Genomic DNA, 21757 nt, shown 5'->3' on the forward strand with positions numbered 1-21757 from the left:
ATTACTCTGAATCCTTTGTTGTAACGATAGGGGATGTGTCTGTTTCGTCGTCCGCATAAGGGTCCGGATGACCCAGTTCTGCAAGCAACGTTCGTTCCAGTGCTTCCATTTCTTCGGCTTCGTCGTCATCTATATGGTCGTAACCAAGCAGATGCAAGCAGCCGTGAATGACCAGATGCGCCCAATGGGCGTTGAGTGCCTTGCCTTGTTCGGCGGCTTCGCGCTCGACCACGGCCACGCAGATCACCAGATCGCCCAGTAACGGGATATCCAGCAACTCGTCCGGCACATCGGCAGGAAATGACAGCACGTTGGTGGCGTAATCCTTCTGCCGCCAGGTGTGATTCAGTTCGCGGCCTTCTTCTTCGTCGACCAGACGAATGGTCAGCTCGGAGTCGGCGGTGCGCTGGCGCAAGGCCAGTTCGCACCATTTCCGGAACTCGGCTTCACTCGGGGCAGGTGCGTCGCTGGCCAGTTGCAGATCAAGCTCAAGCATCGTGCGGGGTGTCCTTTGGCGCGGCATCGGCAGCGCGATTTTCGAAGCGCTCGTACGCCTCGACGATGCGTTGCACCAGCGGATGGCGCACCACGTCCTTGGGCTGGAAGTGGGTGAAGCTGATGCCCGGAACGTCCTTGAGCACTTCGATCACATGATGCAGCCCGGACTTGGTGCCGCGTGGCAGGTCGACCTGGGTGATGTCACCGGTGATGACCGCCGTGGAGCCAAAGCCGATCCGGGTCAGGAACATCTTCATCTGTTCGACGGTGGTGTTCTGGCTTTCGTCGAGGATGATGAAGCTGTTGTTCAGCGTGCGGCCGCGCATGTAGGCCAGTGGCGCGACTTCAATCACCTGACGCTCGATTAGCTTGGCGACATATTCGAAGCCGAGCATTTCGTAGAGCGCGTCGTAGAGCGGGCGCAGGTACGGGTCGATTTTTTGCGACAGGTCGCCGGGCAGGAAGCCGAGTTTTTCACCCGCTTCAACCGCCGGACGCACCAACAGAATGCGACGAATCTGCTCGCGTTCCAGTGCGTCTACCGCGCAGGCAACAGCCAGATAGGTCTTGCCGGTACCGGCCGGGCCGATGCCGAAATTGATGTCGTTACCGAGGATTTCTTTCACGTAGCGCAGTTGATTCAAGCCGCGAGGGCGAATCATGCCTTTTTTGGTGCGCAAGGCGACGGACGGTTCGGCGGGGGAGTGGTTGTCCAGTTCCTCGACGGCCGATTCCTGCAGGAACAGGTGAACCATGTCCGGCGACAGCTCGGTACCCTTGGTTTCCCGGTACAAGCGACGCAGGAGGTTTTCCGCGGAGGTGGTGTGCTTGGGCTCGCCGATCAGTTCGAACTGGTTTCCGCGGTTGCGGATCTCGATGGTCAGGCGCTGTTCGATCAAGCGCAGATGCTCATCGAATTGCCCGCACAAATTGGCGAAGCGGCGAGCTTCAAAAGGCTCGAGGATGAAACGATGTGGTTCTATGGGTGCGTTCAAGGTCGTATTTAGCCGCCCTGGGGCAATATTGATGAAATAAAGGATAACGCCAGTCGCCTGGGTGCGAAAGCTCTTAAAGCAGTCTCACTGGATAACTGTGGCGAGGGAGCTTGCTCCCGCTGGAGTGCGAAGCGCTCCCAAATCATCCAGCCTCAATCTTTCAGGATCGAGGTGTCTGGTTTGCGGCTGCTTCGCAACCGAGCGGGAGCAAGCTCCCTCGCCACAAAGGCTCTATGGCCTGCTGTTATTGGATCAACGAGCCCCGCAGCGAGTGCGGTTGCGCGGCGTCGATGTGCACGTCGGCGAACTGGCCGATCAGGGTCGGATTGTCGCAGCGGAAGTTGACGATACGGTTATTCTCGGTGCGCCCCTGCAGTTCGCCAGGGTCTTTTTTCGAATAATCGGTAACCAGAATCCGCTGAATGGAGCCCACCATTTGTCGGCTGATCTCGAACCCTTGCTGGTTCAGGCGATGTTGCAGGGCATTCAGGCGTTCTTTTTTCAGTTCTTCCGGCGTTTCGTCGGCCAGGTCGGCGGCCGGGGTGCCCGGGCGCTGGCTGTAGACGAAAGAGTAGGAGAAGTCGAAACCGACGTCTTCGATCAGCTTCATGGTCTGTTCGAAGTCTTTTTCGGTCTCGCCCGGGAAGCCGACGATAAAGTCCGAACTGATGCAGATCCCCGGCACGGCGGCCCGCAGTTTGCGCAGTTTGGACTTGTACTCCAGCGCGGTGTGGTTGCGCTTCATCGCCGCGAGGATTCGGTCGGAGCCCGATTGCACCGGCAAGTGCAGGTGTTTCACCAGTTCCGGCACGTCGGCGTGGGCCTGGATCAGGCTGTCGGAGAACTCCAGCGGGTGCGAAGTGGTGTAGCGAATCCGGTCGATGCCATCGACGGCGGCGACCACCCGGATCAATTCCGCCAGGTCGGCCAGACGACCATCGTGAGTGGTCCCGCGATAGCCGTTGACGTTTTGCCCCAGCAGGGTCACTTCGCGCACGCCGTTTTCGGCCAGGTGGATGATCTCGGCAATCACATCGTCGAACGGCCGGCTGACTTCTTCACCGCGGGTATAAGGCACCACGCAGAAGGTGCAGTACTTGCTGCAGCCTTCCATGACCGACACGTAAGCGCTCGGCCCATCGATGCGCGGTTCGGGCAAGTGGTCGAATTTTTCGATTTCCGGGAACGAGACGTCGACTTGCGGCAGTTTGGTAGCGCGCGCGGCGTCGATCATTTCCGGCAGGCGGTGCAGGGTCTGCGGGCCGAACACCACGTCGACATACGGAGCGCGATCACGGATGGCCGCGCCTTCCTGGCTGGCCACGCAACCGCCGACGGCGATGACCATTTCCGGATTGGCCAGTTTCAGTTCGCGCCAGCGGCCGAGCTGGGAATACACCCGGTCCTGGGCGCGTTCACGGATCGAGCAGGTATTGAGCAGGATCACGTCGGCGTCTTCAGCGCGGGCGGTGACTTCCAGGGCCTGATGTTCACCCAACAGATCGACCATGCGCGAGCTGTCGTACTCGTTCATCTGGCAACCGTGGGTTTCGATGTAAAGCTTCTTGGCCATGGAAAGATTCATCACGTGATTCAAAGAACCGCGCATTATAGGGAACATGTCCCAAGGTTCCTACCGCTGCGCGTCCGGTGGCTATGCTATAGTTCGCGCCCTCATTTTTATCCCCGATGTGTTACCCGCCCACCATGACCAAACGTGAAGCTCCAATCTACAAGGTGATTTTCCTCAATCAGGGCCAGGTGTTCGAAATGTACGCCAAGCAGATCTATCAAAGTGATCTGTGGGGCTTCCTGGAAGTGGAAGAGTTCGTCTTTGGCGAGCGCACGCAAGTGGTCGTCGATCCGAGCGAAGAAAAGCTCAAGGCTCAGTTCGAAGGCGTTGTGCGCAGTTTTGTGCCGATGCATTCGATCGTGCGCATCGACGAGGTCGAACGCCTTGGCACGCCGAAAATCAGCGAAGCCCGCGGCGCGGTCGGTAATGTCATGCCGTTTCCGATGCCGATGCCTGAGAAGTAAGCAGCAGGTTTTTCTAAGGTGAGAATGGCTTTTTGTGGCGAGGGAGCTTGCTCCCGCCAGGGCGCGAAGCGACCCCGAGATCTGCAATCACGATAAGTCTGGCACACCGCGTTCTTGGGTTTTACGACTGCTGCGCAGCCGAGCGGGGAGCAAGCTCCCTCGCCACAGGGGGGCGTGTTCAATTCAGGGAAGTGGCGAAAACGGCGTACGCCCGTCGGCGCTCTGCAATTCCATCAGGTATTTACGGAAAATTTGCCCCAGCACCTGGGTAGCAACTTCCAGGTCTTCGCGGGGCATTTTTTCGGCGACTTCGTCGGCGGTGTCCAGCGCGTCTTCGGCGCCGTTGACCGCAGCCATTTTCAGCACGATATACGCCTGAATGTTATTGGCCGGTACACCTTCGCCATGGAAGAACATGGTGCCGAGTTTGAATTGCGCCTGGGCATGACCTTGCAGCGAGGCCTTTTCGAAGTAGCTCAGGGCTTTATTGAGGTCGCGCGGCACGTTCTTGCCTTCGTAGTAGAACTCACCCAACTCGTATTGCGCTTGCGCATCCCCTTCATCCGACGCTTTCTGGCAGGCGGCGAGCGCTTGCGTCAGGTCTTGCGGCTGAGTATTGAGGGTGCAGCGACCCATCGCCGGGATCAACAACGAGTTGCCGCCTGCTTGTGCGAGCGCGAGCAGGGGCTGAAGGAGCAACAGGCAGCCCAATGCAAGGGTGCGGCCGGTGCGGTTCATGGGAATCGACTTACCTCTGAGGGGCGCGCGGACCCGTCGAGGGATCCAATAAGCGCGCATTATGAAATAAGCAGGGCCAACCTTACAAAGTCTTTACTCGTTTTTCTGCTGCGCGGGGACTATATCACCCACTTTGCGGGGGATTATTGGCAGCTGAGCAGGAAAAAGGGAGCGGATGTAGGTGAAAGCTGACGCTGGCAATCGCCAACGTCAGCGTCGCAGATTTACTTCAGTGCGGCGAAGGCACGTTCGGCGGCGTCCAGCGTCAGTTTCAACTCGGTTTCGCCGTGGGCGATCGAGGTGAAGCCGGCTTCGAAGGCGCTCGGCGCCAGGTACACGCCGCCTTCGAGCATCAGGTGGAAGAAGCGCCCGAACAGGTTCGCATCGCTGGCCATCACGTCATCGAAGGTGACGATGTCGTCGGCGCCGCTGAAGTACAGACCGAACATGCCGCCGGCCTGAGTGGTCACGAACGGAATGCCAGCGGCATCGGCGCGCTGTTGCAGGCCATCGAGCAGGCGGCTGGTGTAGTCGCTCAGCTCGGCGTGGAAGCCCGGACGACTGATCAGACGCAGCGTGGTCAGGCCAGCCGCCATCGCCAGCGGGTTACCCGATAACGTACCGGCCTGGTAGACCGGGCCCAGTGGCGCGATGTGTTCCATGATTTTGCGTTTGCCGCCGAAGCAGCCCACGGGCATGCCGCCACCGATGATCTTGCCGAAGGTGCTCAGGTCCGGTGTTACGCCGTAATAGGCTTGGGCACCGCCGAGGGCGACACGGAAACCGGTCATCACTTCGTCGAAAATCAGCACCACGCCGTGCTTGTCGCACAGGGTCCGCAGGCCTTCGAGGAAACCCGGTGCCGGCGGTACGCAGTTCATGTTGCCGGCCACCGGTTCGACGATGATGCACGCCACGTCCTGGCCGACTTCGGCGAGCATGGCTTCTACTGCGTCGATGTCGTTGAACGGCAGGGTCAGGGTGTGTTTGGCGAACGCCGCCGGTACACCGGCCGAGCTCGGTACGCCTTGGGTCAGGGCGCCGGAACCGGCCTTGACCAGCAGGCTGTCGGAGTGACCGTGGTAGCAGCCTTCGAATTTGATGATGCTGTCGCGACCGGTGAAACCACGGGCCAGACGGATCGCACTCATGGTCGCTTCGGTGCCGGAGCTGACCATGCGCACCATTTCCATCGACGGCACGATCGAGCAGACCAGGTCGGCCATCTCGGTTTCCATCGCGGTCGGGGCGCCGTAGGACAAGCCGTGCTCAAGCTGTTTGCGCACCGCATCCAGCACGTCCGGGTGGCTGTGGCCGAGAATCATCGGGCCCCAGGAACCGACGTAATCCACATAGCGCTTGTCGTCTTCGTCGGTGACGTAGGCGCCTTCGGCGTGTTTGAAGAACAACGGCGTGCCGCCAACGCTCTTGAACGCACGAACAGGCGAGTTCACGCCTCCGGGGATGTGTTTCTGGGCATTGGCAAACAGGGTTTCGGAACGAGACATTATTTGGCTCTCAAAATCAGGATTTGAACAATTCGTTAAAGGCGCGGGCGCGACGCGTCACTTCAGCCGTGCTCTCGGCGCCGAACAGGCCATGCACCACCGCCAGCAGATCGACGCCGTGGGCCACCAGCGGGGCAGCGTTGTCCAGGGTGATGCCGCCGATCGCACAGATCGGCAGGTGCAGTTTGCTGCGGGCCTGATCAAGCAAGTCGAGGCTGCATGTCGGGGCGCCAGGCTTGGTGTTGGAATTGAAGAAGCGGCCGAAGGCGACGTAACTGGCGCCTTCCTTGGCGGCTTGTTCGGCGAGTTCGAGTTGCGCGTGGCAGGTCGAGCCGATGATCGCCTGACGCCCGAGCAGTGCTCGCACCGGCATCAGTGGGCCATCAGTCTGGCCCAGGTGCACGCCGACATTCAGTCGCGCGGCCAGTTCGGCGTCGTCGTTGATGATCAGCTGGGTCTTGTAGCGATCGCACAGATCGCGCAGGGCTTCGGCCTCGCGCAGGCGGCGGGCCTCGTCGCTGCTTTTGTCGCGGTATTGCAGCAGGGTGACGCCGCCTTCGAGCGCCGCCTCCACGTACGAAAGAAATTTACCGGCCAGTAGCTGGCTGTCGGTAATGGCGTACAGGCCACGTAGTTTCATCGGACAAGCCTCTGCGCTTTACGCATCGAAAGTTACGAACAGAAATCCAGCGGCAGGCGGCGGGGCACGAACTGGCCTTTGCCCAGCTGTTCCGCATCTCGCAGGGTGCGCCAAGTGTAGTCAAGCGCGCTCTGTACGGCACTGGCGAGGTGTTCACCCTGGGCCAGGCGACCGGCGAGGGCGCTGGCCAGCGTGCAACCGGAACCGTGATAACTGCCGGGCAGGCGCTGGCAGGTAAAGGTTTCGCGGCGACCGTCGCGGCTGTACAGGCGGTTGTGGATTTCGTGTTCGTCGCCATGGCCGCCGGTGATCAGCAGGTGTTTGACGAATGGCAGGAGTTTTTCCGCGCACTCGTCGGCGGTGCCTTCGGGCAGTTCGGCGAGGATGCGGGCTTCGGGAAGGTTAGGGGTGGCGATGATCGACAACGGCAGCAAGCGTTCGCGCATGGCGTAGCCGACTTCGTCCTTGCCCAGTCGTCCGCCACCGCCGGCACGCAGCACCGGGTCGCAGACCACTGGCAAATGCGGGTGCGCTGAAAGCAGTTCGACCACGGTGTCGACCATTTCCAGGGAACCGAGCATGCCCAGTTTGACGGCGGCGACTTCGGAGTCGTTGAGCACGGCATTGGCCTGGGCCAGTACCCACTCGCGATCGAGCACGCGGAAGTCAGTGACGTTGACTGTGTCTTGCACGGTCAGGGCGGTGACGGCCGGAGCCGCATGGCAACCCTGGGCAAGCAGGGCTTCGATATCTGCCTGCAAGCCGGCGCCACCACTAGGGTCGTGGCCGGAGAGACAGAGGACAACGGGGCGAGAGCTGTAGATATTCATGGTGCGCGAGCTTACCACCAAACATGTTTTTCGGGTGTTGCGACGTCCAGTCCGGCCGATACATTGTGGGCGAGGGGGCTTGCCCCCGTTGGGGTGCGAAGCGCCCCCTTTGCCTTCTGTCTGGAACACCGCGTCGGCAGATTTACGACTGCTTCGCAGCCGAACGGGGGCAAGCCCCCTCGCCACAGGTGTTCATCACTCGCCGGGACATTGTCACATCCTGATCAAGCCAACAGCTCTAGCTCAATACATAGCGCTGGAACGCCCGTGCTAGAGCCTTTTTAGGAAAAAATTCAATGGTGTTCAATGGCCACTAACGGCTATGCTAGAGTGGATCCAAACCAATAACAGGTAATACCGGTTTTACGTCTACTCAAAAGGAATGGGGGGCTTCCTGACAGAACCGGACAGGCCACGCTGGGGCTTAAATGCGCTATTTGCTGATGTTGCTGTTGTGCTTGCCCCTCCTGGCGAGCGCCGTCGAGTTCGACGAGTTCACCCAGAGCCTTCCCCTGGGCCGAACGATGCAGGTTTATGAAGACCCGGGCGGTCAAGCGACCATTGCCGATGTCCGTGCGCAAGCCGCGGCCGGGCACTTCAAACCCCACGATAAAGCCACCCTCAACGCCGGCTATTCGCGTTCGGCGTTCTGGCTGAAAATCGACCTGCAATACCGTCCGACCAATCCGTCGGCGCAACGGACCTGGCTGCTGGAATTGGCCTATCCACCCCTCGATCACCTTGATTTGTACTTGCCCGATGCTGGCGGCGACTATCAATTGGTCCGACAGACGGGCGATGCGTTGCCGTTCGCCACTCGCGAAATTCGTCAGAACAACTATCTGTTCGGTCTGAGCTTTGCGCCCGGGCAGGCGCAAACCGTGTACCTGCGTCTGCAAAGCGAAGGCTCGATCCAGGCGCCCGTCACCTTGTGGTCGAGCACTGCTTACCTTGAAGAGCAGCCGGTGCGGCTTTATGTGCTGGGGCTGATTTACGGCGTGTTGCTGGGGATGCTGGTCTACAACCTGTTCATCTTCCTCAGTGTGCGCGATACCAGTTACCTCTATTACATCGTCTACATCGCCTCGTTCGGCTTGTATCAGCTGTCGGTGAACGGCGCGGCCGTGGAGTATTTCTGGCCGAACAATCCGTGGTGGGCCAATGCCGCGACGCCGTTCTTCATCGGCTGTTCAGGGTTGTTCGGCAGCCAGTTCGCCCGCAGCTTCCTGCGGACGGCCACCCACAGCCGCTGGCTGGACCGTGTGCTATTGGCGCTGATCGCGTTCAGTACGCTGGTGGTCGGGTTATCTCTGATGACCAGTTACGCCCTGGCCCTGCGTCTGGCGACGGCGTTGGCACTGGTCTTTACCGTAGTAATTTTCGCTGCCGGGGTTTTCGCCTGGTGGCGTGGCTTGAGGGTGGCGCGCTACTTCATCATTGCCTGGTCGGCATTTTTGCTCGGTGGCGTCGTCAACACGATGATGGTGTTGGGGTATTTGCCCAACGTGTTCCTCACCATGTACGCCAGCCAGATCGGCTCGGCGCTTGAAGTGGCGTTGCTGTCCCTGGCCCTGGCCGATCGTATCAACGCCATGCGCGAGCATCAGGCACAGACGTTGTTCGACGCCGGCCAGAAGCTTGAGGTGCTGAACCAGCAACTGGCTCACAGCAATAGGCTCAAGGACGAATTCCTCGCCACGTTGACCCACGAACTGCGCACGCCCATGAACGGTGTGATCGGTTCGCTGGAGCTGATGCAGACCGTCGAGATGAACCCAGAGCTGGAGCAGTATCAGCAAACGGCGGCAGGTTCGGCGCGGGACATGATGCGCATGGTCAACGGCATCCTCACCCTGACCGAATTGCAGGCCGGCAAGCTCAAGGTCTATCCGGACACGTTCAGCTTGCGCAGTATGGTCGAGTCTTTGCGCGGGCAGTTCGATGGCAATGCGTCGAGCAAGTCGCTGGACTTCAAGGTCGAGGTAGCACCCGGGTTGCCGGATCGTTTGTTCGGCGACAGCGGCAAGCTGGTGCAATGCCTGGAATGCTTGCTGGACAACGCAATCAAATTCACCCGAGTCGGTGGTCTGGCGCTGCGGGTGACGGGTAAACCGGCGGCGGAGCCCGGTCGGCTGGCGCTGTCTTTTGCGGTGATCGACACCGGCATCGGTTTTACCGATCTGGGGGAGGCGACGCTGTACCAGCGCTTCTTCCAGCTCGACGGCTCGATGACCCGTGAATATGGCGGTCTTGGCGTTGGCCTGGCGATCTGTCGGCAGTTGGTCGAATTGCTCGGGGGGCGCCTGAGCCACCGTTCCGAACCAGGCCGTGGAAGCCGCTTCCAGCTGGACGTCGAATTCGAGCTGTCGTTGGTGGAGCCTGCTCCCTCGATCACCCGGCAGACCACCGGCCTGCGCTTGCCCCAGGAGTGCACGGTATTGCTGGTCGATGACAACAGCATCAATCAATTGGTGATGCGCGGCATGTTGCTCAAGCTCGGGTTCCGGGTACGCACCGCTGACAATGGCCTTGCTGCGCTCGATCAATTGCAATGTGAAGCCGTTGACGCTGTATTGCTCGATTGCCAGTTGCCGCCAGTGGACAGCGCCTCCATCTGCCGCCGGATCCGTGCGTTGCCGGGTTGCGCCGAATTACCCGTGTTCATGATTGCCCTGAGTGCGGACCGAGTGCACTGCCCGAGCGACACCGTGGTCGACTACCTGAACAAACCGGTGAAATTCGAGGACTTGCAGGCCGCGCTCTATCGACGGGTGCTCTGTTCTGGACAAGGCGAAAGCGCCGACATTTAGGCAGATATGCCACTTTGTTCAGCCTCGGGGCGGTGCTTAACTGAAGCCCTTGGCTGACCAAAGGAGTCCCGTCATGAACCTGCATCAGTTCGCCGAAACCCACGAAGTCACCAACCAGCCACCGTCGCTGGATGGCATCAACCTCTATCGCATCGACCTGCCTTTGCAGGAATGGTCGCGACGGTTCGATGCCGGTTGGGCCGAGTCGCGGATCGACGCTTACGGCGCATTGGCCGGCGGGCCGCTGATGGAGGCCGGGTTTGCGGCCAATCAAAACAAACCCGTGTTCGTCAGCCATGACCGTTACGGCCATCGCATCGACCTGGTGGAGTTTCACCCGGCTTATCACCAGTTGATGCACACGGCGGTGGAGCATGGCCTGACAGGGTTGCCCTGGACCGATCCGCAACCGGGCGCTCATGTGGCTCGCGCGTCCATGACGTATTTGCACAGTCAGGCAGAGGCCGGTAGCGGTTGCCCGTTGACCATGACTTTCGCCAGCGTCCCGGCGATGCGCCTGCAGCCGGATCTGGCCCGGCAATGGCTGCCGAAAATCCTCGCCACCGAGTACGACCCGCGCAATGTCGGCATGGCCCATAAGGCCGGAGTCACCATCGGCATGGCGATGACCGAGAAACAGGGCGGCACCGATGTGCGGGCCAACACCACCAAGGCGTTTCCGGTGGGGGGCGGTGGGCCGGGCCAGGCGTATGAACTGGTGGGCCACAAGTGGTTCTGCTCGGCGCCAATGTGTGACGCCTTCCTGACCCTGGCCCAGACCGACAAAGGGCTGACCTGTTTCCTGCTGCCGCGTCATCGTCCGGATGACACGCGCAATCAGTTCTACATACAGCGGCTGAAAAACAAACTCGGCAACTGGTCCAACGCCTCCAGCGAGGTGGAGTTCCGTGGCGCCCTGGCCTGGATGGTCGGCGAAGAGGGCCGGGGCGTTCCAACCATTATCGAAATGGTCGCCATGACCCGTTTCGATTGCATGGTCGGCTCCAGCGCGCTGATGCGCCAGGCCCTGACCCAGGCCAGCCATCACTGCGCCCACCGCAAGGTCGGTGGCAAGTTGCTCAGCGAACAACCCTTGATGCAAAACGTGCTGGCCGACCTGGCCCTGGAAAGCGAAGCCGCCCTGGCGTTGAGCCTGCGCATGGGGCRAGCGCTGGATCATCTGGATGACGACCACGAAGCGAAATTCGCTCGATTGGTGACGGCAGTGGGCAAGTACTGGATCTGCAAACGCGCGCCCGCGATGATCAACGAAGCGGCCGAATGCATGGGCGGTGCCGGTTACGTCGAAGAAAGCATCTTGCCGCGACTGTACCGTGAGGCACCGGTCAACTCGACGTGGGAAGGTTCCGGCAACGTGCAATGTCTCGACGTGTTGCGCGCGTTGTCGAAAGAACCGGGCGTGCTCGATGTGCTGTTCAACGAGTTGGGCGATGGCCATGGCGACAAACGCCTGGCCACACACATCGGCCAGTTGCAGAAGGCGTTCAAGGACACCGACGACATTCAATACCGCGCCCGCCAGCTCACCGAAGACATCGCTTTGGGGCTTCAGGCCAGGCTGTTGCTGGAGGCGGGTAATGCGGCGGTCAGTGATGCGTTCATCGCCAGCCGCCTCGGTTCGGCCGGTCGGGTGTATGGAACGTTGCCACGTGGGCTGGATGTGGAAGCGATTGTGGCCCGCTCGACACCGCAGGGCTTCTGAAGGGCGAAAAGATCGCAGCCTTCGGCAGCCTCTTACAGGTGTACGACGACCCTCTGTAGGAGTTGCCGAAGGCTACGATCTTTTTTCACTGTTCCCGTGAAGCGATGATGCAGGCAAGATGAAGGTCTGCAAGTCAGAACACAGGAAGCTGATCGTGACCGAAGCGTTTATTGTCGTTCAAACCGCCGAGCAAGCCGTTGATCGGCTTGCTGTCTTGCACGAGCGTGCAACCACAGCGCTGAATCAAGCGCTCAAGCGTTATCTCAAGGATCGCGTCGAGCCGGACGCTGAACAGCGTGCCCTGTTTCGTTATCCCGAGTTGCGTCTGACCTACCTCTGCCAGGGCGAAGTCCCACAGACCACTCGCGCCTATGCCAAGGTTCAATTGCCGGGGACCTACAGCGTCACCGTCACTCATCCGGCAGCCTTTCGCAAATACCTGCTGGAGCAACTCGTTCCGTTGATGCACGACTTCACCGTGACCGTGGAAGTCGGCGTCAGCCAGCAAAACATTCCTTATCCGTATGTGGTCGAGCAGGGCGATGAACTGGCCGGCTCTGGCGTTACGGCGGCGGTACTGGCGCGGGTGTTCCCGAGTACGGATCTGTCGGCCGCCACCGATGGCATCGCTGATGGCTTGTACGATTGGGAAAACACCGATCCGCTGCCATTGGCCCTGTTCGATGCCGCGCGGGTGGACTTCTCCCTGCGCCGACTGGTGCACTACACCGGCAGCGACTGGCGGCATGTGCAGCCGTGGATTCTGCTGACCAACTACCACCGTTACGTCGACCAGTTCATCGTTCATGGCCTGGAACAACTGCGCAAAGACCCGCGTTTTGTACGCATGGTGTTGCCGGGCAACGTGATCATCGAAAAGGGCATGGACCACGGCGAAGCCTCGGCGATTGCCGCTGGCGTGGTCTGGCATCGTTACCAGATGCCGGCCTATCACCTGATCGCCAGCGACGGCCATGGCGTGACCTTGGTGAACATCGGCGTCGGCCCGTCCAACGCCAAGAACATCACCGACCATTTGGCCGTGCTGCGTCCGCATTGCTGGCTGATGATCGGCCACTGCGGCGGCTTGCGTCAGTCGCAGACCATTGGCGATTACGTGCTGGCACACGCTTACATGCGTCGCGACGGGATTCTCGACCGGGTGGTGCCACCGAACATTCCGATTCCGGCCTTGGCCGAAGTGCAGTTGGCGTTGCAGCAAGCGGCGGCCAACATCACCGGTGAGAAGGGCGACGAACTGAAGAAACGCCTGCGTACCGGCACCGTGTTGACCTACGACGACCGTAACTGGGAGCTGCGCTGGGCGCAGGAGCGTCCGCTGATCAACCTGTCCCGCGCCGTGGCGGTGGACATGGAAAGCGGCACGATTGCGGCCCAGGGTTATCGCTTGCGGGTGCCCTATGGCACGTTGCTCTGTGTGTCGGATAAACCGCTGCACAGCGAAATCAAACTGCCGGGGTCGGCCAACGCGTTCTATGAGCGCGCGGTCAGCCAGCACTTGAAGATCGGCATCGAGGCGGTGGATCTGTTGCGCACCGAGCTCAACTCGCTGCACTCACGCAAACTGCGCAGCTTCGACGAGCCGCCGTTCCGCTGATTGTTCTCATGGTCATTTGACGGTTGGGGCACTAGCATTAGCAGCCCTGACCGTTAGATGTTCTTCTCGCCATGTCCCGTCCTCAACGTCCCGTTTCCCGCCGCCCTGGCGTGAAGCCTGTGTCATCTTCTTCCGCCCCGCGCCGTATCGCCAAAGCGCCCCCGGCCGAGCCGAAGCTGATTCTGTTCAACAAACCTTTCGATGTGCTGACGCAATTCAGCGACGGCGAAGGGCGGGCGACGCTCAAGGACTTTATCGATATTCCGGGGATTTACCCGGCAGGACGGCTGGACCGTGACAGCGAAGGATTGCTGCTGCTGACTAACGACGGCCAGCTTCAGGCGCGGATTGCCGACCCGAAACACAAACTGGCCAAGACTTACTGGGTGCAAGTGGAAGGCGAGCCAACCGCCGAGCAGTTGCAGCGCTTGCGCGAGGGCGTTGAATTGAACGACGGTATGACCTTGCCGGCCGAAGCGCGAAAACTGGATGAGCCGCAACTGTGGCCACGCAACCCGCCGGTGCGCTTTCGCAAAAGCGTGCCGACGAGTTGGCTGGAATTGGTGATTCGCGAGGGGCGCAACCGTCAGGTGCGACGCATGACCGCAGCGGTCGGCTTGCCGACGTTGCGCCTGGTGCGGGTCAAAATCGGTGACTGGTCGATCGAAGGGCTCGATCAGGGCCAGTGGAAGGAAGTGCCGGCGCGTTTATAGTGTGCCGGATTCGATCAGGCCGATGACCACGCTTTTGATCACGAATGCGGCCACACCCAACCCCAGCACAAAGAACAGAATGAACGAGCCGAAGCGTCCGGCTTTGGATTTTTTTGCCAGATCCCAGACGATGAAACCCATGAAAATGATCAGGATGCTGACCAGGCCAGTCATCATCCACTCTTCGAAAACTGCAGGATCCATCGAATATCTCCAGCGCGGGCGGGGCTAAAAAGGCCGGAGGAGTATACGCCAAGGGGGATTGGCGGGGTATTGACCTGCGTCGGATTGTGGCGAGGGAGCTTGCTCCCGCTGGGGCGCGAAGCGGCCCCAAAATCAGCGACCGGGTTTAATCTGGCACACTGCGTTCACTGGTTTTGCGACTGCTTCGCAGCCGAACGGGAGCAAGCTCCCTCGCCACAAAGCATTCTCAGCTGCGCAAATGAGTTAAAGGCAACTCCGTGCTGTTGAGCACCTGGTTCAACACGAAACTCGACCGTACACTCGTCACCCCTTCAATCCGGGTCAGATGCCCCAGCAGCAGCTTCTGATAGTGATCCATGTCCGGCACCACCACCTTGAGCTGATAATCCGCGTCCATCCCGGTCACCAGGCTGCATTCCAGCACTTGCGGTAATGTGCGAATGGCGGCTTCGAAGTTCTCGAAACGCTCGGGTGTATGGCGGTCCATGCCGATCAGCACGTAGGCGGTCAGGCTCAGGCCGAGCATCTTGCGGTCCAGCAAGGCGACCTGGCGGGAGATGTAGCCGTCGTCTTCCAGTTGCTTGACCCGCCGCGAGCAAGGCGAAGGCGACAGGCCGATGCGTTCGGCCAGCTCCTGATTGGAGATGCGCGCGTCGCGCTGTAATTCCGCCAAAATACTCAGGTCGTATCGGTCGAGTTTGCTCATCAATCAGGCCTTTGTCATAACTATTGCGGCAGATTATCTATCCTGAGTTAAAAATTGCGCAAGTGATGTTTATTTGAGCAATATTCGCAATCCTCTGTCGGTGCTCCGGGCCTATTCTTATCACCAGAATCACTGCTCGGACAAACAGTCCAGTGCGGCTCGCCCAATCAGGCCAGCTGCGGTCGCCACCCCCACCGGGGATGCGTCGGCCCCCGAGCTACACACTGTCCAGAAGACGGCGTGAGGTGAGCCGACGTCATAAGCGTCGAGCACGGACGAAGTTCTCAAAGGGAGGCCGACGGGTCTCCCTTTTTTCTTGCCCGCAATTTGGCATGCCCTTAATAAAAAGCCGCTCAATAAAAAAGTTACGTGACTGATAACCTGTTGCAGAACCGGCCTGCGCTTTCCCAGTCTTACGTACAGGCCCTAACCCGCCGTGAGGAAAAGCATGAAATCGCGCATCTGGCGTTTGGCCGGTGTTGGTTTGCTGTGTGTAAGTGTCACTGCACAATCGCTTGCCGATGAACCACAGAACCGCGGCCCCGATGGCGGGCAGCGTGGGCCTGATCATCGGGGCAATGAACAGGGCCAGGGCCGTGGCGGCAGCAATCAGCCACGCCCGCAGAGCACCGAAATCATTCGTGGCGACAACAGCCGCCAATTCGAGCGCCACGACCAGAATCAGGGTGGCCAGTGGCAGAACCGGGCGCCGCACGAGTCCAACAATCAGGGCGGCCAGTGGCAGAACCGTACGCCGCACGACTCCAGCGTTCAGGGTGGCCAGTGGCAGAACCGTCCGCTACACGATCCAAACGTTCAGGAGCGAGCGCCGCAACAACCGAGTAATAATCTGCCAATCCAGAGTCGGCCCGATACCGTGCGCCAGACCCAGGAACCGCGGCGTGGCTACTATCAGGACGAACCGTGGCGTAACAATCACAACCAGCCATGGCAGACCGGGGGGCGGGAGCCGCGTCACGATGACCGTCGCTGGCCCGGTCGTCCGGAGGGGCACGGCACAGGCTGGGGCCCCGGCCCGCAGTATCGTCCTGGGTACGTGATCGACCGCTTCCCGGAGGAGCGTCACTTCCGCGTGCCGTATCGTGGCCAGGATTATTTCTATTCCGGTGGCTACTGGTATCGCCCGCAAGGCCCGCGTTATGTGGTGGTTCAGCCGCCTCGCGGGATTCGCGTCAGCTACTTGCCCGATTACGCCCGTGAAGTGTGGATCGGCGGCACGCTGTTGTTCCTGGCGGCCGGCGCATATTACGCCTATCAGGAGAGCACTCAGGATTACGTCGTGGTCGACCCTCCTGTGCAGCCGCCACCGGTGAGCAATGGTTATGACGTGGTGGCGTACCCAGCCAACGGCCAGTCGCCGGAGGAAGTCAGCCGGGACGCTTATGAATGTTATCGCTGGGCCGTGCAACAGAGCGGTTTCGATCCACGTACTGCCACCTACCGACCGGATCCGTCGGTGGTGCAAGTTTACCGACAGGCCCAGGGCAACTGCCTGAGCAGTCGCGGTTATCAGGTGAGTTACTGAGCCCTGGCGGCCTTCACCACTTCCTGCGGGTCGGCGTGCACCAGCACTTCGGCTCGCGGGTAGACGGCATGAATCGCATCGGCGGCTTGATCGCTGATGCCGTGGGCGACTGACAGGGTCAAGTCTCCCGGCAATTCCAGATGCAATTGCACGAACCACTGGTTGCCGGAAATCCGCGTGCGCAAGTCGTGGGCACCCAGAACGCCGGGTACGCTGCAGGCCAGTTCGAGCATGTGCTGGCTGACATCGGTCGGCAATTCTTCATCCATCAGCACTGCAAAACTTTCCCGGGCGATCTGGATCGCGCTCCAGAGGATGTAAGCAGCGATCCCCAGGCCGAACCACGGGTCGACTTGCTGCCAGCCAAACCCTGCCAGCACCAGCGCTACGAGAATGCCGCCATTGAGCAGCAGGTCCGAACGGTAATGCAAGGAGTCGGCGCTCACCGCGTTGGAGCCGGTAGCCTTGATTACCCGGTGCTGCAACATCAGCAGGGCCACGGTCAGGACGAGGGAGAACACAATCACCCCGATACTGAGCCACGCTGCGCCTATCGGTTCCGGATGTTTCAACCGTTCGATCGCCTGCAGGGAAATCAGCACGGCACTGCCACCAATGAACAGCGCCTGAGCCATGCCCGCCAGTGATTCGGCTTTGCCGTGCCCATATCGATGATCATCGTCGGCCGGGCGCAAGGCGTAATGCACGGCCATCAGGTTGAGCAGCGAGCTAATGCCGTCGAGTGCCGAGTCGGTTAACCCGGCGAGCATGCTCACCGAGCCGCTCAGCCACCAGGCGATGGCTTTGGCGATGATCAATATGCACGCGACCGCCACCGAGGCGCGCGTCGCCAGCCGCAGCAGGCGGGCGTGGTCGGTAGGGGTCGTCATCAGTGCTGTGGTTCCTTCAAATGCACGAATTATGCAGCCGGTTGCAGGCCGAACATAGCCAGTTGCTGGGCGCTGCCCTTGTGCTGGATCAGACGCGGATCGTCCAGCGGGAAGCTGCGGCCCAGTTCACTTTCGAGAATAGTCTGCAACTTGTGGTTATCGACCTTGCCGTCGGCGCCGATGGCTTCCTTGAGTTTTTCCGGCGCCACCTGGGCGGTCCGGCCGGGCTCGAAGTAAATGGCACCCGTGGTGAAGTCCACTGCAAAGGCGATCAGGCCGGGGATGATATAGAACAGCAGGCCCACTGCATCCAGCGCGGCAATGGCCGGGTCAATCTTGCCGTCAATCTGGCCGCGACGATCCGGGTAGAAAATCGAACCGCAGGCGGTCATTTGGGTCAGCAAGGACGCGATCAATACACCGCCGATCAAGCGAAAGGGAGCACGCATATGAAATCTCCTGGGTTATCTGGAAACGAAGCATCGTCGATATGAATTAGGACCGCGCTGAACGCCGTTATACTCGGCCCTCTGTTTGGGAGCCAGCATGATTTCTTTGCCAATTGATGAAGTTTTACCCGCCCTGCGTGAAGCCCTCGCTACACGCCACGAAGCCGTGCTCGAAGCACCGCCCGGTGCCGGTAAAACCACCCGGGTGCCGTTGGCCTTGCTCGATGAGCCGTGGCTGGCCGGGCAGACCATTCTAATGCTCGAACCGCGCCGGTTGGCAGCGCGGGCGGCGGCGGAGCGCTTGGCCAGTGAATTGGGCGAGAAGGTCGGCGAAACCGTGGGTTATCGCATTCGTCTTGACAGCAAGGTCGGCCCCAATACCCGCATCGAAGTGGTCACCGAAGGCATCCTCACCCGGCGCCTGCAGGATGACCCGGCGCTGGAAGGCGTGGGGTTGCTGATTTTCGATGAATTCCACGAGCGCAGCCTCGATGCCGACCTGGCGCTGGCCCTGAGCCTGAATGGCCGGGAGCTGTTCCGCGACGATCAACCGCTGAAGATCCTCTTGATGTCGGCAACCCTGGAAGGCGAACGCCTGGCCGGGTTGCTGGATGACGCGCCAATCCTGCGCAGCGAAGGTCGCATGTACCCGGTGGCGATGCGCTGGGGCCGGCCGTTTCAGCCCGGTGAGTTCATCGAGCCAAAGGTGGTGCAGACCATCCTCGACGCGCTGAACGATGAAACCGGCAGCCTGCTGGTGTTCCTGCCAGGGCAGGCGGAGATTCGGCGGGTGCATCAACAATTGGCCGATGCCTTGGGCGAGGGCACGCCGGTGTTGCTGTGCCCGCTGCACGGCGAACTGGACCTGGCGGCGCAGCGGGCGGCGATTGACCCGGCGCCTGCGGGCAAGCGCAAAGTGGTGCTGGCCACCAACATCGCCGAAACCAGCCTGACCATCAATGGCGTGCGTGTGGTGATCGATGCCGGGTTGGCGCGCGTGCCGCGCTTCGACCCCGGCAGCGGCATGACTCGCCTGGATACCCAACGGATTTCCAAAGCCAGTGCCACGCAGCGCGCAGGCCGGGCCGGGCGTTTGGAGCCCGGCGTGTGTTATCGCTTGTGGTCGCAGGATCAACACGAGCAACTGGCGGCTTACGCCAGTGCGGAAATCCYCTCGGCGGACCTTGCCGGGCTGGCCTTGCAACTCGGTCGTTGGGGCGTGACGCCGGGGCAGTTGGTCTGGCTGGATGTTCCTCCGGCGGCGGCTTATGCACAGGCCCAGGATCTGCTTGAGCGCTTGGGCGCGCTGGAGGGCGAAGCGCTGACCCGTCACGGTCAGGCCATGGCCGAACTGCCGGCCCATCCACGAATCGCCCATTTGCTGTTGCGTGGCCAGGCGCTCGGCCTGGCCGACATGGCCTGCGATGTCGCGGCGCTGCTTGGTGAGCGCGATATCTTGCGTGGTGCTGGCGCGGACCTGCACAGCCGACTGGTGCTGTTATCCGGTGAAGAACGGGCCGCTCGCGGTGCGCAGGGCGGTGTTCAACGAGCTCGGCAGCTGGCGCGACAGTATCGCGGTTATTTGCGCGGCAAAGCGTCGGAGCCGGTCAGCGACCCCGAACATCCGCGTTGGCTCGGTGCGCTGCTGGCATTGGCTTATCCCGATCGGGTCGCCCAACAGCGGCGGGCCGGTGGCGCGGAGTATCGCCTGGCCAACGGTCGTGCGGCGCTATTTGCCGAGGCGGACAGCCTGATGAAGCAACCGTGGCTGGTGATCGCCGATCTGGGCAGTCGTCAGGGCCAGCGTGAAGAACGGATTTATCTGGCGACGGATTTTGATCCGGCGCTGTTTGATTCGGTGCTGGCCGAACAGGTGCGGTGTGTCGATCAATTGGATTGGGATGAGCGCGAAGGTGTGCTGCGGGCCGAGCGTCAGCGCAAGGTCGGCGAGTTGATCCTCAGCCGCGAACCGCTGACCGGGCTCGATGAAAGTGCTCGCAGTCAGGCGTTGGTGAATCTGGTGCGGCGCAAAGGTCTGGAGCTGTTGCCCTGGACGCCAGAGCTGCGTCAGTGGCAGGCGCGGGTGGCGTTGTTGCGGCAGTTGGATCTCGCGGGTAAAGGCGAGAGCGAATGGCCGGATGTCAGCGACGCAACATTGCTCAAAAGCCTCGAACACTGGCTGATGCCCTATCTGGGGAAAGTCTCGCGGCTCAGTCACTTCGCCAATCTGGACCTGTCGAGCATCGTTCACAACCTGCTGCCGTGGCCGTTGCCGCAACGGCTGGATGAGCTGGCGCCGCATCATTTGAGTGTGCCGTCGGGTTCATCGATTCGTCTGGATTACAGTGAACAGCCACCGATTCTGGCGGTGCGGTTGCAGGAGTTGTTCGGCTTGGCCGAGACTCCGCGGATTGCCGGCGGCCGGCAAGTGGTGAAACTGCATCTGTTGTCCCCGGCGCGGCGGCCAGTGCAGGTGACGCAGGACCTGGCGAACTTCTGGCGCAGTACGTATGCCGAGGTGAAGAAGGATTTGAAGGGGCGGTATCCGAAGCACTACTGGCCGGATGATCCGCTGGTGGCCGAGGCGACGGCGCGGGTTAAGCCTCGTAAGTAGGGCACGGATTTTTGTGGCGAGGGAGCTTGCTCCCGTTGGGCTGCAAAGCAGCCCCAAATTCTGTCACATCATTTTTCAGGTGCGTGGTGTCAATCGGTTTACGACTGCTGCGCAGTCGAGCGGGAGCAAGCTCCCTCGCCACAGGTGTTTTATGGCGCGGCCGGCAACAGAAACCGCGCAATCACCGGCAAATGATCGGAAATGCGCAACGTATCGTCCTGCCGCACCCGCGCTTCGACCCGTTTGATGCGCGGGCTGTAAAACAGGTAGTCGACGGTCCGGTCCGGCCCGTTCAAGCCGGGATCATTCGGGTAATGGGTCAACCATTGCGCCCGGTCGATACCGCTGGCTTCGTTGTTGGTGGGGATCATCGGGTATTTGTCCCACAGCACATGCAGCGCGCTGTCGGCAGAGTAGGGCGTGCGTTGCTCGGCGGGCAGGCGTTGATACTGGCCCAGCGGCAACAGGTTGAAATCTCCACCGATCAACCACGGCGTGCCTTGGCTTTCGAACTTGTCGAGCACCTTGGCCACGGCGGTCACCTGGGATTGCAAGGTATCGTCGAGCTGGCTGGTGCGGTCCAGATGGGTGTTGAGCACGGCCATCTGGCCACCGTCGTTCAATGCCAGGTACGTGACCAGCAAGGCGTCTTTCGGCTTGAACTGACGGCTGATGACATTGGCCGGCGCGACCGGCAATTGCAGGCGTTCGGCGTGTTCGATCCGGTAGCGGCTCAGGGTCGCCAATTGCCGGCCAACGCTGCCGAAAATATGCGGTTCAGGTACGAAGTCGGCTTTCCAGTCGAAGGCCTGAGTGGTGCACGGATACAGGTCGGTGACCCGATCCTGAAGTAATTTGAACTGGTTCTGGTAGTCGCTGGCCTTGGCGCCGTCATCGAGTTCCTGCAACAGCACGATGTCCGGTTGCTCGTCGCGAATCACCCGCGCCACTTCGTCGAGGCTGAAGGCCATGTCTTCAGGTGTAGGGGATTCGTCGTCTCCTGCGGCCAGGTCGTTCCAGAACACGTAGCGCTTGCCGGCCAGATACTGGACGTTCCAGGTCATCACCTTCAACGCCTGACCGGGCACCAGCGTCGGCGCCTGGGCGTTGCAACTGACCGGCAGCGCTTCCTTGGCGTCGGGGCGCCAGGTCAGGCTGTAGATCAGCAATGCAATCAGGCTGATGGCGATCAGCAGGCACAGCAGGGTGTAGCGCAGTAGACGGGGCATCGCTCGGCT

19 protein-coding genes are annotated in these 21757 nt (G+C 60.9%); 7 read left to right on the plus strand and 12 right to left on the minus strand.

Annotated features, from left to right (window positions below):
• Nucleotide 1: 1 nt before the first annotated feature.
• The 3 genes from ybeY to miaB all read right to left on the minus strand — a co-directional run bounded on the left by ybeY (nt 2) and on the right by miaB (nt 3066).
• Nucleotides 2–496 (minus strand): rRNA maturation RNase YbeY, encoded by a 495-nt coding sequence (gene ybeY / locus AC1DIS_RS14275; protein WP_018925765.1) that lies wholly within the window; start codon nt 494–496, stop codon nt 2–4.
• Complete coding sequence (locus AC1DIS_RS14280; protein ID WP_019020889.1) at nt 489–1493, minus strand: PhoH family protein; 1005 nt, start codon at nt 1491–1493, stop codon at nt 489–491. Before AC1DIS_RS14280 ends, ybeY begins: the two co-directional genes overlap by 8 nt.
• A gap of 244 nt (nt 1494–1737) precedes the next feature.
• Nucleotides 1738–3066 (minus strand): tRNA (N6-isopentenyl adenosine(37)-C2)-methylthiotransferase MiaB, encoded by a 1329-nt coding sequence (gene miaB / locus AC1DIS_RS14285; RefSeq protein WP_018925767.1) that lies wholly within the window; start codon nt 3064–3066, stop codon nt 1738–1740.
• Nucleotides 3067–3200: 134 nt separating this feature from the next.
• Here miaB and AC1DIS_RS14290 point away from each other — a divergent pair, with 134 nt between their 5' ends.
• Nucleotides 3201–3530, plus strand: coding sequence for a DUF1820 family protein (locus AC1DIS_RS14290; RefSeq protein ID WP_003185742.1), 330 nt, complete (start codon nt 3201–3203; stop codon nt 3528–3530).
• 183 nt (nt 3531–3713) lie between these two features.
• Here AC1DIS_RS14290 and AC1DIS_RS14295 read toward each other — a convergent pair whose 3' ends face one another.
• The 4 genes from AC1DIS_RS14295 to AC1DIS_RS14310 all read right to left on the minus strand — a co-directional run bounded on the left by AC1DIS_RS14295 (nt 3714) and on the right by AC1DIS_RS14310 (nt 7246).
• Nucleotides 3714–4268, minus strand: coding sequence for a tetratricopeptide repeat protein (locus AC1DIS_RS14295; RefSeq protein ID WP_018925768.1), 555 nt, complete (start codon nt 4266–4268; stop codon nt 3714–3716).
• Between the two features lie 224 nt (nt 4269–4492).
• Complete coding sequence (hemL, locus tag AC1DIS_RS14300) at nt 4493–5776, minus strand: glutamate-1-semialdehyde 2,1-aminomutase (RefSeq protein ID WP_018925769.1); 1284 nt, start codon at nt 5774–5776, stop codon at nt 4493–4495.
• Between the two features lie 16 nt (nt 5777–5792).
• The gene (gene thiE, locus AC1DIS_RS14305; RefSeq protein WP_018925770.1) at nt 5793–6416 is read right to left on the minus strand and encodes a thiamine phosphate synthase; all 624 of its coding nucleotides are present in this window, start codon (nt 6414–6416) and stop codon (nt 5793–5795) included.
• 32 nt (nt 6417–6448) lie between these two features.
• Nucleotides 6449–7246, minus strand: a complete 798-nt coding sequence (locus AC1DIS_RS14310; protein WP_019581334.1) for a hydroxymethylpyrimidine/phosphomethylpyrimidine kinase — start codon at nt 7244–7246, stop codon at nt 6449–6451.
• A 428-nt stretch (nt 7247–7674) separates the two neighbouring features.
• On the opposite strand from AC1DIS_RS14310, the gene AC1DIS_RS14315 reads away from it, so the two are divergent.
• The 4 genes from AC1DIS_RS14315 to AC1DIS_RS14330 all read left to right on the plus strand — a co-directional run bounded on the left by AC1DIS_RS14315 (nt 7675) and on the right by AC1DIS_RS14330 (nt 14110).
• Nucleotides 7675–10056: a hybrid sensor histidine kinase/response regulator gene (locus AC1DIS_RS14315; RefSeq protein ID WP_477743850.1), complete on the plus strand. Its 2382-nt coding sequence runs from the start codon at nt 7675–7677 to the stop codon at nt 10054–10056.
• A gap of 73 nt (nt 10057–10129) precedes the next feature.
• Nucleotides 10130–11779: an acyl-CoA dehydrogenase family protein gene (locus tag AC1DIS_RS14320; RefSeq protein ID WP_477780935.1), complete on the plus strand. Its 1650-nt coding sequence runs from the start codon at nt 10130–10132 to the stop codon at nt 11777–11779.
• A gap of 118 nt (nt 11780–11897) precedes the next feature.
• Nucleotides 11898–13397, plus strand: a complete 1500-nt coding sequence (gene amn / locus AC1DIS_RS14325; RefSeq protein ID WP_018925774.1) for an AMP nucleosidase — start codon at nt 11898–11900, stop codon at nt 13395–13397.
• Nucleotides 13398–13543: 146 nt separating this feature from the next.
• Complete coding sequence (locus tag AC1DIS_RS14330; RefSeq protein WP_477743889.1) at nt 13544–14110, plus strand: pseudouridine synthase; 567 nt, start codon at nt 13544–13546, stop codon at nt 14108–14110.
• On the opposite strand, the gene AC1DIS_RS14335 is transcribed toward AC1DIS_RS14330, so the two are convergent.
• Both AC1DIS_RS14335 and AC1DIS_RS14340 read right to left on the minus strand, forming a co-directional pair.
• Nucleotides 14105–14314: a DUF2788 domain-containing protein gene (locus tag AC1DIS_RS14335; protein ID WP_007937369.1), complete on the minus strand. Its 210-nt coding sequence runs from the start codon at nt 14312–14314 to the stop codon at nt 14105–14107. The genes AC1DIS_RS14330 and AC1DIS_RS14335 overlap by 6 nt on opposite strands.
• A 226-nt stretch (nt 14315–14540) precedes the next feature.
• Nucleotides 14541–15020: an Lrp/AsnC family transcriptional regulator gene (locus AC1DIS_RS14340; RefSeq protein WP_007937367.1), complete on the minus strand. Its 480-nt coding sequence runs from the start codon at nt 15018–15020 to the stop codon at nt 14541–14543.
• Between the two features lie 448 nt (nt 15021–15468).
• Between AC1DIS_RS14340 and AC1DIS_RS14345 the strand changes: the two genes are divergently transcribed.
• Complete coding sequence (locus AC1DIS_RS14345) at nt 15469–16566, plus strand: DUF6515 family protein (RefSeq protein ID WP_064620580.1); 1098 nt, start codon at nt 15469–15471, stop codon at nt 16564–16566.
• Here AC1DIS_RS14345 and AC1DIS_RS14350 read toward each other — a convergent pair.
• Together AC1DIS_RS14350 and AC1DIS_RS14355 are read right to left on the minus strand one after the other, a co-directional pair.
• Complete coding sequence (locus tag AC1DIS_RS14350; RefSeq protein WP_064620576.1) at nt 16560–17456, minus strand: cation diffusion facilitator family transporter; 897 nt, start codon at nt 17454–17456, stop codon at nt 16560–16562. The two genes, AC1DIS_RS14345 and AC1DIS_RS14350, sit on opposite strands and share 7 nt — an antisense overlap.
• A 29-nt stretch (nt 17457–17485) precedes the next feature.
• On the minus strand, nt 17486–17905 hold the full coding sequence (locus AC1DIS_RS14355; protein ID WP_018925778.1) for a hypothetical protein: 420 nt from the start codon (nt 17903–17905) through the stop codon (nt 17486–17488).
• A gap of 97 nt (nt 17906–18002) precedes the next feature.
• On the opposite strand from AC1DIS_RS14355, the gene hrpB reads away from it, so the two are divergent.
• Complete coding sequence (gene hrpB / locus AC1DIS_RS14360) at nt 18003–20519, plus strand: ATP-dependent helicase HrpB (protein ID WP_477780936.1); 2517 nt, start codon at nt 18003–18005, stop codon at nt 20517–20519.
• 149 nt (nt 20520–20668) lie between these two features.
• On the opposite strand, the gene AC1DIS_RS14365 is transcribed toward hrpB, so the two are convergent.
• Complete coding sequence (locus tag AC1DIS_RS14365; protein WP_477743852.1) at nt 20669–21748, minus strand: endonuclease/exonuclease/phosphatase family protein; 1080 nt, start codon at nt 21746–21748, stop codon at nt 20669–20671.
• Nucleotides 21749–21757: the final 9 nt, after the last annotated feature.

The sequence above is a fragment of the Pseudomonas sp. 05N433 genome (genome assembly GCF_056396925.1).

Coding starts and splice junctions, on each gene's coding strand:
- AC1DIS_RS14340 (WP_007937367.1), bottom strand. CDS start 15,020: ATGAGCAAACTCGACCGATACGACCTGAGTATTTTGGCGGAATTACAG.
- thiE (WP_018925770.1), bottom strand. CDS start 6,416: ATGAAACTACGTGGCCTGTACGCCATTACCGACAGCCAGCTACTGGCC.
- AC1DIS_RS14315 (WP_477743850.1), top strand. CDS start 7,675: ATGCGCTATTTGCTGATGTTGCTGTTGTGCTTGCCCCTCCTGGCGAGC.
- AC1DIS_RS14335 (WP_007937369.1), bottom strand. CDS start 14,314: ATGGATCCTGCAGTTTTCGAAGAGTGGATGATGACTGGCCTGGTCAGC.
- AC1DIS_RS14345 (WP_064620580.1), top strand. CDS start 15,469: ATGAAATCGCGCATCTGGCGTTTGGCCGGTGTTGGTTTGCTGTGTGTA.
- AC1DIS_RS14365 (WP_477743852.1), bottom strand. CDS start 21,748: ATGCCCCGTCTACTGCGCTACACCCTGCTGTGCCTGCTGATCGCCATC.
- AC1DIS_RS14290 (WP_003185742.1), top strand. CDS start 3,201: ATGACCAAACGTGAAGCTCCAATCTACAAGGTGATTTTCCTCAATCAG.
- miaB (WP_018925767.1), bottom strand. CDS start 3,066: ATGGCCAAGAAGCTTTACATCGAAACCCACGGTTGCCAGATGAACGAG.
- amn (WP_018925774.1), top strand. CDS start 11,898: ATGAAGGTCTGCAAGTCAGAACACAGGAAGCTGATCGTGACCGAAGCG.
- AC1DIS_RS14310 (WP_019581334.1), bottom strand. CDS start 7,246: ATGAATATCTACAGCTCTCGCCCCGTTGTCCTCTGTCTCTCCGGCCAC.
- AC1DIS_RS14295 (WP_018925768.1), bottom strand. CDS start 4,268: ATGAACCGCACCGGCCGCACCCTTGCATTGGGCTGCCTGTTGCTCCTT.
- AC1DIS_RS14355 (WP_018925778.1), bottom strand. CDS start 17,905: ATGCGTGCTCCCTTTCGCTTGATCGGCGGTGTATTGATCGCGTCCTTG.
- hemL (WP_018925769.1), bottom strand. CDS start 5,776: ATGTCTCGTTCCGAAACCCTGTTTGCCAATGCCCAGAAACACATCCCC.
- ybeY (WP_018925765.1), bottom strand. CDS start 496: ATGCTTGAGCTTGATCTGCAACTGGCCAGCGACGCACCTGCCCCGAGT.
- AC1DIS_RS14350 (WP_064620576.1), bottom strand. CDS start 17,456: ATGACGACCCCTACCGACCACGCCCGCCTGCTGCGGCTGGCGACGCGC.